The sequence below is a fragment of the Methylomonas albis genome, from assembly GCF_014850955.1.
GTDB classification, from domain to species: Bacteria; Pseudomonadota; Gammaproteobacteria; order Methylococcales; family Methylomonadaceae; genus Methylomonas; species Methylomonas albis.
This window is the reverse complement of record NZ_JACXSS010000001.1, coordinates 1632948-1648723: the sequence shown is the minus strand read 5'-3', so window position 1 is coordinate 1648723 and position 15776 is coordinate 1632948. Positions and strand designations below refer to the sequence as shown.

General features: G+C 51.4%; 6 protein-coding genes. All 6 read right to left on the bottom strand.

The features are described 5' to 3' along the window. Nucleotides 1-94 precede the first annotated feature (94 nt). Nucleotides 95-760 (bottom strand): hypothetical protein, encoded by a 666-nt coding sequence (locus EBA_RS07600; protein ID WP_192374087.1) that lies wholly within the window; start codon nucleotides 758-760, stop codon nucleotides 95-97. An 8-nt stretch (nucleotides 761-768) separates the two neighbouring features. Next, nucleotides 769-2490 (bottom strand): putative porin, encoded by a 1722-nt coding sequence (locus EBA_RS07595; protein ID WP_192374086.1) that lies wholly within the window; start codon nucleotides 2488-2490, stop codon nucleotides 769-771. A 17-nt stretch (nucleotides 2491-2507) separates the two neighbouring features. Next, nucleotides 2508-3170: a TonB C-terminal domain-containing protein gene (locus EBA_RS07590; protein WP_192374085.1), complete on the bottom strand. Its 663-nt coding sequence runs from the start codon at nucleotides 3168-3170 to the stop codon at nucleotides 2508-2510. Nucleotides 3171-3182: 12 nt separating this feature from the next. Continuing rightward, nucleotides 3183-3587 (bottom strand): ExbD/TolR family protein, encoded by a 405-nt coding sequence (locus tag EBA_RS07585; protein ID WP_192374084.1) that lies wholly within the window; start codon nucleotides 3585-3587, stop codon nucleotides 3183-3185. A gap of 26 nt (nucleotides 3588-3613) precedes the next feature. Continuing rightward, nucleotides 3614-5401 carry a DUF2341 domain-containing protein gene (locus EBA_RS07580; RefSeq protein WP_192374083.1) on the bottom strand — a complete coding sequence of 596 codons (1788 nt, stop codon included), beginning with the start codon at nucleotides 5399-5401 and terminating at the stop codon, nucleotides 3614-3616. Nucleotides 5402-5621: 220 nt separating this feature from the next. Next, nucleotides 5622-15743 (bottom strand): filamentous haemagglutinin family protein, encoded by a 10122-nt coding sequence (locus EBA_RS07575; RefSeq protein ID WP_192374082.1) that lies wholly within the window; start codon nucleotides 15741-15743, stop codon nucleotides 5622-5624. Nucleotides 15744-15776: the final 33 nt, after the last annotated feature.

The following is a 15776-nucleotide window of genomic DNA, read 5'->3' as shown; positions in this document are numbered from 1 at the left end:
GGGATTTTAACGTATTTACGCCGGCAAACCTTAAGGCTTTGGATAAATTGACTGATGGCAAGGTGCGGCATGTTGCCGCACCTGAGTAGAAAGGCTATTGGACGCCAGCCGGCGCTACGGCGGAATCCGCAGCGGATTGTTTTTGAAGTTTACCGGCACTCAACTTGTCCTCATAGTCTTGAACTATGGTTTCCATCTCGACGCTATTGAATTGTAATAGGGCTTCATTCTGCAGCACACTCGCCAACGCACCCTTGTGTTCATAGCGTTCCAGCAACTCCTTTGCGGACTCATAAAGCTTGACATTGTGCGTATCGCAAACAGCCAACTGCTGCTCGGTTGCTTGCTGCTTACTGTTTAATGCGCCTAATTGCGCAGTTAAATCTGCCTTGGCCTGGCTGACCTCCTTATGCTTTTCGATTACTTCCAGCAATCTGGCATTGGTTTTCTCCAAACGCTCACGCACCTCGCCGTTGGAACTTCTCTGCGCCGATAATTCACTGCTGATTTGCTCCTTAGCCGCGACCGCCGCCGAATGGGCTTTTTTCAAAGACTCAAGCTGCTGCAATTCCTCGGCTAACTTGGCCGATTCCGCTTTCGCCGCGTCGCGCTCAGCAGTTAAACTTTTCACCATGGCTTGCAGCTTTAATACAGCAGCGTCATTCTTCCCGGATTCGCGGGGAGCAGCGTGTAAATTTGCAGAGGCGATAGCGAGCGTAACTAAGACCATTAAAGCCTTTAGTTTTATAGCTTGTCTCATGTAACCACCTAGAAACGTGTATTCACATCGATTTGCAGCATATCGACGCCATAACGTGGACCGTTAATCACATCGCCGCTCAACCAACGACCAGTCAACCAGACGTTTTTCATCAACCCGTAGTTACCGCCAATCACCCAACCCTTGACATTGGTTCCCCCAAGATGGAAATCGGAATCGGTATAAGCATCCAGAACAGCATCGCGCTCCAGATGTTTGTACATAGTGAACACGCTCCAGTTACCAGGCACATCAACTTTTGTCCAACCCAAATCGGCACGTACCTGCCAAGCAGTGGTTTGGGCTTTGTTCGGATCACCGTAACCATTCGAAAACCAACTTAAGTAACCAGGGTTTCCGTAGCGACTTTTAATATCCCGCAAGCTAAAGCCGATATTCTTGGCAAAATCAGCACTCAGTTTAAGATGAACTGGGGAAAATATAGCCATATCGTATAAGGCATTAATGTTGACTATATTGTAGTCGGAAGCAAGTCCCACCAATCCTTTGAGAGTAGTGTCGGCAGTGTCTCTACAGACAGTAGTCAACGTATTACCTAACTGCATATAGTCAGGTCTGGAGAAGTTATTGTCGGCATTATTCAGATTACACGCATAATTACCGGCAACATTAGTATTCGGCCTTGCTTGAGTATTACGATAATCAAAATAACCCACGCCGATTTTTAAATTATCCTGATTAGCGAAACCCCAGTCGACACCTGCTTGACCACCAAATAACCATTTATCCTTGGTGCTCAAAGCGGTTTCTTGCAGAGGGAAAGCGCCCACTGTAGCAAACATCGTAGGCCCACTATTGCCTATATCGCCAAGACTGCCCGAGCCACCAAAACGGTGGCGCACTGTAGCTGCCGCCCCCTCAAAGGACAAGTCCTCATCCCACACCAACTCGCTACCGCCGGTAAAGAAAGGATTTGCAATCCGGCCACCCGCCAAAGTCAACCAGTTGAATTTGCTGTCATCTTTTAAATCGTATTTAAGAAACGCACGATCAAGTCTGAATTCGTAGCGATCACCGTAATTCCCCAATGTTTGGTTTGTTGATGTCGGGTTTCTGATATTCCCGGTCGCCAAACGAACTCCAGCGTCCAAACCCTCGGCCACATTGGCATCAATGCCCAATCGTAATCTTTCGCGAAGTCGGTGCCTGTCTTTGTTAACATCGACAAACTGCTCCGAGTTTGCGGCGGCAGCAGTGGTACCTCCCCTATCGTTGATTGCCTGAAAGTTTTCATAAACAAACTGTGTGTTGTCCGCGGGATAATATTCAGATTGCTCGCGCAAGCGTAAATCACCCGACAATTTAAACTTACGTGTCCACTCCGGCAATGCATTCGGCATACCCCATTGCTCGCTCTTAGCCTTTTGCATCACGTCGCCGACCACCTCTTCGCGAAGCTCTGTCCGCACCTGCTGACGAATCTCGTCCTTCACAAAATCCGGCACATACGCCACCCGCACTTCATCCGCCGGCACCGCTTCCTTAACACCGGCAGCTTTGGCTTCAGCCACTTGCTGGCCGGCTTCGACTTCGGCTTGCTTGATCATCTCGTTCGCCGCTTTATCGGTAATCACGCCCTGTTTGACCAATTGTTTGATCAAATTGGTGGTGGTGTTGCGCAGTTTCAGTAATTCTTCCTTTTCACCGGCTTGCACTGTGCCGATCAGCCCGGATAGCGCCAAGGCTATCAGCTGTTTTTTGTTCGCCATTTTCATACCTGTAATAATTAAATGCGTGATGATATTTTTAACTTGATCGGTTGCTGCATACCGGGTGGTGGCGCCTCGGCCACTCTGTCGAATTTGTTCAGCAAGCGACTCAATAAATCGTCGATATCGGCATCGTTACTGCCCTTGGTTAATTCAACCCGTTCCACAGAACCGTCGGCTTTCAGCCAGACTTTGACAATAGCGGTATAGCCTTTACGACGAAGTTCTTCATGGCTGCTCAATATGTTGAGAATGCCGTTTTTCACCAAGCCGCCGTACCAGGCGTAGGGATTACCGGCACCGCCGCCAAACAAGCCGGTACCGCCTTTGCGCGCGGCAAGACCAAAACCGTCGGAACCCGCGGTGCCCTCGGCATCCAGGCCAAGGTCGCGCGGCGGCGCTTCATCCGGTGGCGTTTCCGGCATAGGTTCCGGATCGGGTTCAGGTTCTTCGATTTTTTCCTTGATTTCCGGCTCGGGCGGCTTTTCCACTTTTGGCGGAGGCGGAGGCGGGGGGGGCGGTTTCAATAAGGTAATCGGTTGAATCTTTTTCTCGTTCTTTGCCGGCTTTTTATCGACGAAATCCACGATGACTTTGACAACGTAAAAAACGGCTAACACCGCCAGCAAACCACCGATAATCCTGGGGATATACACCCGTAAGGGTTTTTTCTGAGACATGGTTGACAGGCACTATTTGACAAGGCTTTGCGTGACCAAACCCACCTGGGTGATCTCCAGCTTGCCCAACAAGGCCAGAATATCCACCACGCTTTGATACTGCACAGTGGCGTCGCCTTTCACGACCACCGGCAGTTCGGGATTGGCGGCTTTGTATTGCAACAGGGTTGACTCCAGTTGTTCCATCGTCACCGGAAACGTATCCAGAAACACCGTGCCATCGGCGGTGACGGTAATCGCCTTGGTTTGCGGCTTGGCCAAACTGGGTGTGTTGCTGGCCTTGGGTAAATTGACTTGCACGCCCTGCACCGCTGCGGTGGTCATTAAGATAAACACCACCAGTAATACGTACGCCAGGTCCAGCATCGGCGTGACATTGATTTCGTCGTACGCTGCATTTTCTTCTTGAACTTTCATTTCGCTTTTCTCTGGATGACGGCGCGTTAGCTATGCTGTTCGGCGAGTTTGGCGACAAATTCGTCGACAAACACATGCATATCAGCCGTCACCGCTTTGATCTGGCTACCCAGATAGTTGTAAGCAAACAAAGCCGGAATCGCCACGCCTAATCCGGCTACCGTGGCCGCCAAAGCCGCGGCGATACCCGGCGCAATCGCATTGACGTTGACTTCGCCGCTGGCCGCAATCGCGGCAAAGGTAATCATGACCCCCACCACCGTACCCAAAAGACCCAAAAACGGTCCGCCAGAAATGGCGATGGTCAGCAACACCATTTGCGAATTGAGTTTCTGTAATTCCCGTACCAGTACGCCATCCATGGAGGCCTTGACAGCATTGAGGCCTTGCGCCGACAAAATAGCATTCGCCGCATCGGCACCCACACCTTTAGGCAAACGCTTGTTCATTTCTTGAACACCGACGTGATAGATGCGGTAAGTCGACGAACCGGCATAGGCGGCATGATGACCGGTCAAGGACAGCAATAATGGTGATTCGTCGAAATCGGCTTGGCCTTCTTCGTCTTGATGATCCAGATTACTGATGCTGGTCGCGCCTAGCTGACTGAACGCTTCTTCAAACTTCTTGTTTTCGCTGCGTATCCGGCCCAACACAATCGCCTTGCTGACAATCACCAGCGTACTGATCACGAACATCACCCCTAGGATGCCGATGATTACCCAGCCGTCGATGGTGACGTTATTCAGGGTCGACACCAAGTAAGATTCACCGCCTTCTTCGCTGTCCGGCGTACTATCTTCCCCGTAACTCAATAAGGCTGAAGACTGCCCTTGCAGCATCGCCGCAAATTGCAGGTAATTTTGATCGCGAGCCACTTTGGCAATACCAAATTCGTCAATGGCACCGCTAAAACCACGCGTACCGTCGACTGCCGCTCCGATACTGATATCCCCCAACAAGGCCGGCACGCTGGCAGGCAAGATACCGACCGCTTTGCCATCGACATACAAGGTAAAGCCATCCTTATTGCCGCTTATCGCCAGGTGCTGCCAAGCAGACAAATTCAGATCCACCGGGCTAACCAATTCCTTGCGATTAACTTCCAAAATCGGCGTTTGCCCTCTAACAGATAAAGTCAGGCCATCGCGTTGAAACACCACCCCATTCGTTTGTGCCTGATCGATTTTGACCCAACTGGAAACCGTCCAACCAAACTCGACTGCCATTTGAATCGCAGGCGTTGCGGTGATGCGTATCGATTGGCTACCGTCAAATCCGCCGGCCGCGCCAGCGGCACCGCCTTCAACTACGGTCTGGGTAGCCGTGGCGGGTTGATTGGCATAAGCCGTGGCATCTTTAACCGGACCGGCTTCGAAATGATAGGCAACGGCCTGTGCCACATCAAATATGCCCGCACCTTCCTGAGCATCTACCGCTTTAGGATTACCGTAATACATCCAGAACATCGGCTCGTCGGCCGTGGCAATGTCCTTAGGCAGCTTCACCCAAATCAAAGCCATTTCATTGAGCGGATCGATTTTTTCGATATAAAACTTCAGCGGCGTCTTGTCATCGCCAGCCATAAAGCGCAAATCCTTGCCGTTCTCGCCCAAATCAGCAAAGAAACTAAAATTGCCGGTATGCAAACGCACCAGCACCAGACCTTCGCTCACCGGCTTAACCCCGGCTTGCTGCAACTGCTGGGTATCGATAGTTATTTTCTTTCTATAGCCCCAGTCGTCGTTCCACCAGGCTTGCGCCAGGCCGGGCGTCATCAACAGGGTGATCACTAAAAAACCGATTCGTCTCATGCTTACTCTCAGATCAAAATTTATACAGCAATTATCACAAGGGTTTTTGACATGATTATGACGATAGGGAGTTATCGGCCTAAAAGGACCGTAACGGCGGATCAAGGAAGGGAATAGCACAGTGTCGAGCTTATAACGCCAACTAGATTTGCTTTTTAGTTAGGAGAAGAATATCCCGTCAATCCTTACTAAAATGATTGACGGGATATTGTGCCTGGGCTTATTCGCCGAAACCAAGAATCTCAACGCTCAACATGCCCAACACGGCATTTTTTATAGCGTCTTTGCCAGTGTCGTTGCTGTTTGCCGACACGGAGCTTTCCGCCATCTGACTGACACCTGCCGTCATATTGCTGGTTCCCGTCAAACCTGCCGCCACGCTACCGGTCGCCGCGACCGGCACGCCCGTACCGACACCGCCCACATCAATATTGGGTCCGCCAAGTATGGCCGTGCCCACAACAGTTACGTTATTCCCGCCTATACCGGCCTCGCCGGCGTCAATGACACCTTTTGGCGCGAATAAATACACGTCGCCACGTATGAAACTTGACGAACTTGCGGCAGTACGGATACCGCTACCGGACACGATGGGCGGAAATTTGTACTTCAGATTTCCTTTAGGATAACTAATCTCCGCCGGTGGCACCGCAAGCACAGACTTGGCACCACTTCCGGCGTCGATATTGCCCTTAGAGGACCAAACCGTAATATCGCCACCGCCCAATGCAAATACCCGTGACTGGTTCACCAGAAAGTCGCCATCGATTACTGCATTAACCGCACCATCGCCCTGGGCAACAATACCCAATTCCGAAGACTTTTTAGACCCGTTAAAAGATACAGCCAAGCCGGCATTGATTTTTCCACCAGGTACCAACAAATTGATATCGCCACCATCTTGGGTTTGGATTTTACTGAAGAATAAACTCAAATCGCCATCCCAGGCCTTCCCTGGAAACAAGGTTTCTACAGCAGCGAAACCACTCTCATTACCCAACTTACCCGATCTCGCTGAGGCTTTCCCAGATTCCCTTATTTCGCTCATGTACACAGGGACAATCAAGGCATTGAGTTCCGGTTCAATTGCCAGATATTCATCAACCGGCAAGGTTTTAAACTCGGCTAAAGCCTCATCTGCGGCCAAGCCGAAATTTCCGGAGCGCTTTTGCATAAACCCGGTGATCAAATTAGCAACCTTGGCAAGGTCGTCCACGTAAAGTGGGTTACCTTCCAGGTATTTACCGATAAATGCCGCATAATCAGGATTGCCGCCATTCAAGCCACTCATTACGGTAATACTTGCCCCGACCACAGATGGACCAGTGTCGAGAATAGCACTCGACAATCCATTGGAAGCACCTAAATCAAAATCCCGATTAACTTTTACCAGCACATCACCGGCGCCCAATACCTTAATTTGCCCCAGATTGCCGTTCAATACCCCATCCAAACTTCTATCGCTGGTGTAAAACAAGTCGCGTCCGACATCAAGCAGGGAGGTATCTTCCAAATTCGGATGTTCGATATTCAACATTACGTTGGTAAAATCACGACCAGTCTTAACCAGCGCTTTTTTTGCCAGACTAATCTGAATATTTTTGATGTCGCCCTGCTTTGTTATCAACCTTGCCGGCTCTGTATCGCCGGAATGAACCGGCGTAACCGCGCGCGCTTTCGCGGCAAGTCCGAACGGACTGATACGCTCCACCACCTCACTTAACACATTACTGGCAACAGGCGACAAAGCCGTTGGCAATAATGCCCTGTCGGCGTCAGACATGCCCAAGCGGGTCGCATTGGCTTTCGAGGTAATGTTTTGTTCCGCCAATAAATTCAGTTCCGCCTGTGCCGAAGGAAACAGAATAATCTCATTATCCAAGATGACGCTGCCGCCGAATGCCGTAGCCTGCAAACTGGACGGATAGACGACAGACAATGTTTTGGGATCGGTTTCAAGATGGAGAATTTCGTCAACTTTGCTGACATCGGCGCCCAAATGCACATCCCCGGATAACGATCTAGCCACTACTTTGCTGGCATCGCCATAGCTAAAAAAGAAACTGCTACTGCCCGAATGCAGCATCATCGGATCGGAAACCGCACCCAAATTCAAATCGCTCTTGGCCAGTAGTTCTATCTGCGCGTCGCCCATCACTAATTGCGGTCCGGCCGTAAACTGGCTACCGCCCTTAATGGCGCCATCGGCAATGATGCTGCCCTGCCCCTGGCCGAGATAAAAAGCCCCGCCGGCTACATCGCCACCAGCTCTAACCCACATTTGACCGCCGCCATTGACTTCCACCTGATTTGTCAGATATGGAAACGATATAGACACCGAGTCCGGATAATTGGCGTCAAACCCGGGTTGCCCGACCTGCTTACCGGTAGTCGGCATCATCACCGATAAATCGGTAATATTACCGGCCGCGCTAATTTCCACCTTGCCCCCACCAAACGAGCCGACGTTTTGCTGGAACGAGTCGTCATTCAGCACTATGCCCCAAGTCGTAGGTGCTTGATAAGCAGCAGTATCGATATGAACATTGTCATAAATCAGCGCCTTAACCGGATTTGGCAAGGTATCTTTAAAGGCTGACAGCGCCGTCGCATCGTCTTTGAAAGCTTCCAAATTAGACGCCACATAGCTCAGATAATCATCCTTGGAGCGGCCCGCATCGCCTTGTCTGATCAACCAAGCATCAATAAACTGGTCCATATTGACCGCACCCTTAATATCCTTACCGGCTTTCATCGATAGCAAACCACCTTCGATCGGATACTCAGCATAGGGGTAACGGGGATCGCCAATCGCCGTCAAAACGCCAACCGTGCCTTGTGCATTGGTATCTGTGGCTCTACCGGCGTTGTAGACAGTGGAGGTTTGATCCGTAAAGACGATGTTGCCGCCGGCCACTAACTGCATATCGCCGGTACCGGTGCGAACTTTGACGTTGGAACCGATGACCAAATCTTTCGCAGCCGCAGTTGCCGTTGGATCCGCACTACTTAAATCAGCACCCGCCGTTAAACCGTATGACCACGACTCGCCCGCTTGAAGCATACCGCTGACAGGCGTCTCAAAGATGCCGGCGGCGCCAATCAACACGCCGTCCTTAAAACCGTCGGACAGCGATTGGTTAAGCGTGAATTTGCCATCCGCCCGCATGATCAAATGCCCCGGTATATCGCTTAAGCCCGTACCCTCGTTATAACGCCAATCGACAAAATCCCATTGCTCAGCCAAGACTAAGTCGCCATGGTAGTTAAGCTCTACTCCAGCCTGCAAGCGAACGCCGCTACCCAGCGTTGCCGTAACCGCCTGCATATTTGCGGCGGTCATATAGGCGTCCGTATCGGCCTTAATCGTGTCAATATCGGTACTTGTTATAAAGCCGTTGGCATCCGTATATTTCCTGACCCCTTCCGCATAAAACTCTTTAGCCCCGATTACCGATCCGGCAATAGGCTGTATTTGAATGCTGTTACCCTGACGCAAAGCGCGGAGCGTTACGTTGCCGCCGTTTGCCGCTGAATTGCCGCTGACATCGATCAGCGCCCCCGCCTTAAGATCGATACCGCTCACACTATCGCTATCGGCATCGACCGAAGACAGCAACACTTTACCGCCCTTGCCGCCCATTGCAGTCAATGTGCCGCCGCTCTCCAGGGTAATGCCATCGCCTGCATATAACTGGATAAGCCCACCCTCTGCCACGGCGTCGGCGTGGATTGCGCCGGCCAAGCTCATTGCACCACGGTCCGCCACCCAAGTGATCGATTGCGCGTTAATCGTCGAATTAACAGACTGCACAATGTCCGCTTGTCGTGTGCGGAAATAAATCGACTGGTTGATACCCGCATCGCTCAAGGCCTTTATTACGGCATCGAAACTGGTGGTCGTATCAAAGCCAGCTACATCGATATGGGCACTACCCGCGGCAGCCTGTATCCGGCCTTGCAGGACGACAGATTGCTCGGGTGCTTCCAACGTTAATTGTCCACCCGCCGCGTCACCACCACCGCTATTCATGTTGATACTGGAGCCTGCGGCTAATATGACTTTGCCATGATCCGCCACAGCCTTGAAATTACCGCCCGGCGTGTAATCGACCTTGTCGGCAAAGCTTACTGCGCGACCTGCTAAATCCAGGCTGGCTTGCTCACCAAAAATCACATCCCCCACTAGTGCATGCAAACTGAAATCGCCCGACGGTAAAAAGGCTTTAGTATCAAACCCTATCGCATTGGCAATTAGATTAATGGTCGCGCCAAAACCACTGCTTATAGCAGCGGTAGAGACTAGATTCTGGAATTGGGCATTGTAGCCGGAAACATTCAGCGTAAGATCCGCGCCAACATCAGCCGTCATAGCTGCGGTCCGCACGTTTAAATTGGCCGCCGTATTCAGGCTACCCTCGCCAACAGCCCTAAATTCCCGGCTTGCGGCAACATTGACAGTGTTAAACCCTTGCAGCGCGAAGTTACCGTTACCAATTTCGACGCTATTTGCTTGCAAATCCAACTGTCCATGACCATTGATAGCTTGCAGATTGTTAACCGCACCTGGATTTTGCAAACGCAGATTGCCGGCTTGAATTCTGGCCCTATCGCTGGCCAAGCCGTGACCGGTGAAACCCGCGGCATTGATCACCAATTGATCGAACTGCACGGCTTTTTGCAAGCCGTCATCCCCAATCAACGCTTGTCCATTATTATCCACTTGGCCAAGATTGCCGTAAATACCGATGCTGTCTCGAGCGGTTAACACTAACTCATCCACCGAGAAGTTTTGCAGCTTGCGATTGGACAAGTTCAAGGCCGAAGTACCCAGATTGTCTACCTCGCCCAAATTTATAGTCTTGGCCCCAAAATAGAGTGAGCCACCGTTCATATCGATGTTACCCTGCAATTGCGTAGATTTGCTGGCTTCCAGCAACATCGATTCGGAGGCACTCAACTTGGCACCGTCGGCAACCCGTAATTCACCTTTAGATCCTGGCGTATTAGTTCTATTCAAAGCAACCTGCTTATCGCTGGAAACCCTTAACAAAGCCCCGTCGCCGTTAATATTCAATAGGCTGTCGCCACTGTTTGCCGCCCCCTTGGCGGTCAGTTCAGCGCCGCTTTTCACGTCCACTAACTCAGTCGCCACCGCAATCAAGTCGGAGACAATGAGTTTACTATCCGCCGAAAAAATCACTTGCTGCGCCGTCACATCAACATCAGTTGCGCCGCTAGTCTGATTACGTGTACGCGCACCACCCAGCAGCAAACTGTCGATGTGTAAGTCACTTAAATCGTTGGCCAGAATTTCCAAAGTACCGCTTGCTGGTGCGGCACTAAGTTGATTTACCACTTGGATTTTATTGGCGGCGATATCCATCCTTGCCCCTCTACCACCCGTAGCGGCATCGACCAAGAATGTGCTGTCCAAGATCAGTTTATTCTGAGCGCTGATGGAAATATGGCCACCGTCACTCGGCAGCACAGGCTCCACCGTGCCATTTTTCAGGGATTTTGCCGCATAAAACGCATTGCTCAAATTGCTCTCATATTTAGAATGCAATCTCACATCCGCGCCGCTTTCAATCCGAAACCCGCTCCAACGGGCGTCGCCAGTTCCACTACCCGCCAGGGTTCGGTAACCCGCCACCACGGCCAAACCACTCTTGGTGCTTGTTGTGATAGTTTGATCCTGGGTTTTAGCTTGTGGTGTGACCAAAAATGCACCGGGCAACAAAGCATAGTGAGCAGGCAATACTGTGTATTCACCGGCAGGCAAATCCGCACTACCGCTTAAATACACCTTGCTACCCAACTCAATACCGGAGCCAACCGATTCGTAATAATCGTAGGGCGCTATATCCGATCCCAAATTAGGGATCACCGCAAAACCGCCTTCATACGTGGCACTACCGGGTTTCAAATAGTCGTCGGATCCGCCCGAACCGGCCTGAAATTCATACCCATATAGATCGCCGCCACCGGAAATATCCACGGTGCTGCCCTGGCTGAGTATTACCTCGGGCGCTTGCAGAACCAGTTTTTTCTCGGGCGGCGTGTTAAACACCAAGTTACGAACGGTATCCAACGGGTACAACCAATCCAGACCGCCCACCGTCACGCCAAACGGAATAATTTGGCCCTTGGCGGATACGGAGGTCAGACTGTCTTCGGCTAGTGTCAGCTTACTACCCGCTATCAAGTTAATCTTACCCAACGGCGCCTTAAGCACACCGGCTTGATTGATCACCGGCGCTTCGAAACTCAGCTCGCCGGCAGCCGATAAGGGCGAAATATCGGTGTTCGTACCGCTAATATTTATCTGCCCTGTCGGATTGTTTTTTACCGCGAAGGTAAATTTACTTAGGGTTGTCGGATAAATTTGGCTCGCATGTAAATTCAAATTAGCCGCCGCTACCATCGCACCTAAAAACTCGCGTTGCGCACCGGAGCGGACACCTACCGTACGCAAATCGTGAACACTGTTAAGATCGATTTGATTAAAACGGTTCCATTGCGTCGCCCCGAACAACTCTATCCATTGTGCGTTGGCAGTCAGCTGCCCGCCGCCGCTTACCGGCAAACCGCTGACTTGTTGTTGCAGAGACGAACCCATACGCAACAGTGGCGTAGTCAAATTGACCGACCCTGTCGTTATACCATTCAACCCCACCCAACCGATCCTGGACGCATCCAGGTCCAAACGTGCCTGAGTCGTCAGACTGACATTACCTTCAAAACGAATTTCGTCCGGGGTAGAAAAGCTTATATCGCCAAAGCCGGCCGCTTGCAACGCTGCCGCCGACACCACGCTTTGACCGTTGGCGCTGGCCGGAATGTTATCGCCAAAGCCAACTCCGGCCGGCATGAACAGATCGTGGTTTTCCCTGATACGAATCAACAAATTGTTGTGGGGAAATGCCACTTTAGGTTCTTCGGGCGGTTGGCGGCGAGTATTGTCGAAAGTCAAGCTAAAACTGCCTGCACGCATCGATTCGGAACCGGCATTTGCGCGCATAGCACCGTCCAACACAGCACCTTCGGCAACCGTAATACTGATGCCACCGGCATTAGACGCGACATCGACAGGTGTGATGGCCGTCAAACCGGTATCCGCGCTAGTCTTGGGCAAATCTAAAATATTGTGAGTACCGGAAACGTCGATCAATGAACCGTTTTCAGCGAGAAAGTAGCCACGTTTTAGATCGAAAGTCACTTGACCGCCATCTAACACACTGCCTGTCCGAAGACCGCTAACATCCACGGGCATCATTCGGCTGGTGCCTTGCGCCAACAAGCGTGCATGCGCGCCCAAACGTATGCTTTGCGAAGGATCGTATTCCGCGCCAAACTTGGGATTAATGGAAAGATTAATCTTACCGGCGGGCGTATCAATCAAGCCGTCGACATAAACGCCACCTATGGCCGATGCCAAACTGACGGTAGACTCCTTATCGGCGACGATGGAACTGCCGGTTTCGAGAATGACATCGGTATTGCCGGCAAGACTCAATTGAAAAGGTTGCCGCAGATGCTCTGGTAATAATTCCAGTTTGGCGAAATCGCGAATTGAACTGCCGGTAATTTTCCCTCTAAAATCACCTTCCAGAACCAGATTTTTTGATTTCAAATCCAGATCGACATCGGAAGCGACCGTTACTCCGGCAAAATTGCCGATCACATTCAACGCCCCAAAGCCCGACTCCGGATCGAAGGCAAGATGGCCGTTGATCTGGGCCAATCGCAACGGATCGGCGGTTTTCGCCGGCCCATTTCCGAAAATAATTTCACCGCTATTGAGCGTTAAGCTCCCTCCATTGCTGAGAGAGGCCGCAGAAACTTCACCGTCCAAATGTATAGCCGAGGCAACACCATTCCCCACCGCCGCCAGCTCTATTTTGCCACCCTTCCCGGCGGTAAGCTTACCGTTTTGCGCCAGAACGGCACCACCGTCGGCAAGTATCTTGGATCCGGCTTGTAAGAACAAATCCTTCGTCGCGTGTATATTGACCGAACCACCCGTCACGTATAAAGGATCGAGCGGCACAGCCGCCAAACCCCGCTGTAAATCATTAATCCAGCGGCCGGACACATCGACAATGGCAGACGGTCCCAGATTAACCTGCCCCGCTAATTTCTCGGGCACGGTCAGATTAATCTCGCCGCCGGCCGCGTGTATTTGACCCTGCATATCTATGCCGACTGCTTGCAGTGAAAATTCGGCACCAGGATCCATCCGGATATCGGCATCCGCGGCTACCGTAGCTTGACCATTGGTTTTGACAACCACGTGCTGTACGCCGGACTTATTAGTCAGATCGGTGGATAACACCAAGGTCTGCGGTTTATTCTTGGCTAAATCCGGAATTGGCTGCTCTAACGAAACAGCAAGGCTGCTCTTGTCGGTCTGGAAGCGCACATTTTGAAAAATCGACACGAATGCAGTTGAATCAAACACAAAGCTGCCGCCGTCGGGCCTATCGCCGGGCAAACGTTGATAACGTCCGGTGTTCGTTCCGGCGGTTAAGGCACCATTCCAAAACAAACGCGGTGAGTTAACGTTTATGGAGCCGGCCGATTTACCTTCTCTATACCCTTGTTCAAACTGGCCTTGGCTGTATTGACCCAGAATATCCCAAACCCGTTCTATGCCCCATTTTTTGTGAACTTCCCTTACCACACCATATATGGCGGCGTAATGCTCGTTAGGATCGGCGTTGCTGATATCGACGATCCGTCCATAGTCGGTCAATAATTTCGTGCTGGTGATGTAACCGTCTTGATAATCGATAGAACCGCCGGAAATATCGACCATCGCTCCATCATTGATAATCACATCGCCACTAGAAGTCAGGTTGATTTGGCCGCCCTTGCTCAAGCGCTCGTCTATGCTGCGAACCACCCGCGCTAGGGCACCGCTGGTATCGACAATCTTGGTGTCCTTACGTAAATCGACCCGAATGGTTTCGCCTTTCAGCACCCCTGTTTTCTGCAAAGGCGCATCGCGCAATTCATAACTTTGCACGGAAATTTCGCCGACATTGCGCTCCATCGGCACCGGCACGCCGTCGTAGCCGGACACATCGATCAACGCATCTTTGTCTACGTATATTCGCCCTGACTTGCCTTGAGACGGCGTAGTCAGATTATCGGTTGCGGTAATATCAACCCTACCCCCAGGCGCAACGATAGCGGAGTTAGCTTTCAGCTCAACGGTATGGGCTTTCCCCTCAATGTAGGACTGCGGCTGTAATTTGTCGTCAATAGCGGTAATGCCGTCATCGTCAGCGACAATTTGCGTGACACTACCGGAATCGAATGTCAGCTTTGCCGTTGTGCCCATGCCGTCATTATCCACAGCACGGGTGGTGTTGGTCGCTTGCAACTTGCCCTTGTTTGGATCTTTACCTGCCCCTAAGGCGAGTTCCTGGGCCACCAAGCGAATCGATCCGTTGACATTCACCGAGGTTGTCGCGCTAACCCGCCCTTGCTGGTTAACCGCGAAACCCGCCATCGTGACGTTGCCCTGTCTGGCAAAAATATCGCCCACATTGGATACTTTGCCGCCGGTGTTTACCTCTACGACCAATCCGGCAAATGGGCTGTCCTTATCGGCTTCTTGCAGATAAACCCTGTCCTGACTGGCAGCGAGTATTATTTGGCCGTGTTCTTCTGTGGAAAGCGATCCTTTATTCTCAATGGTGGGCGCCGCGATAATAATCCGCCCGCCTTTGTCGACATGGATCTTGGCGCCGGCTTCAATCAATATTTGCACCGTCTTCGGATCCAGCTTGGTGCCATCGTTAATGCCTAACGCGGCTGTGCCGTTTTCATCGAACACCCGGGTGATGCCGCGATTAAAAGCCTCATCAGTAATTTCCAGGGTGCTAGCCAAGAAGCTATTGGCATTGACTACCGAGTCTTTGCCAAACACAAATCCGTTTTTGTTGTACAGATACACTTGGCCGTTGGCGATGATTTGCCCAAGAATCCGGCTGGCGTCTTGTTGGCCAATCCGATTCAGCGCTATAGACGAACTATCGGGCTGCACAAATTGCACGGTATTTTCGCGACCGACATTAAAACTTTGCCAGTTAAGCGTGGCACGATCAGTCTGCTGATCGATGCGCATGGTGTTGCCGATAATCTGGCTGGTGGCGCTACCCGAACTGACCCAACCTTGACCCGCCACCGGAATCGGCAACTCCGCATATACAGGCACAATCGAACCTACCAACAATCCGCCCGCCATCACGATCCGTACACTAGCAGCGAGCGGTTTTAGCCTGAATAAATGATCGGATGAGGATGTGCTTGTCTGCGGTTTGATGGACATGGTTGTCGCCTTTGTCAAAAACAATTAACAAAA

Bases quoted from the DNA above. Each gene is read 5' to 3' on its own strand.
- EBA_RS07600 (WP_192374087.1), bottom strand. From the start codon at position 760: ATGAGACAAGCTATAAAACTAAAGGCTTTAATGGTCTTAGTTACGCTC.
- EBA_RS07595 (WP_192374086.1), bottom strand. From the start codon at position 2,490: ATGGCGAACAAAAAACAGCTGATAGCCTTGGCGCTATCCGGGCTGATC.
- EBA_RS07590 (WP_192374085.1), bottom strand. From the start codon at position 3,170: ATGTCTCAGAAAAAACCCTTACGGGTGTATATCCCCAGGATTATCGGT.
- EBA_RS07585 (WP_192374084.1), bottom strand. From the start codon at position 3,587: ATGAAAGTTCAAGAAGAAAATGCAGCGTACGACGAAATCAATGTCACG.
- EBA_RS07580 (WP_192374083.1), bottom strand. From the start codon at position 5,401: ATGAGACGAATCGGTTTTTTAGTGATCACCCTGTTGATGACGCCCGGC.
- EBA_RS07575 (WP_192374082.1), bottom strand. From the start codon at position 15,743: ATGTCCATCAAACCGCAGACAAGCACATCCTCATCCGATCATTTATTC.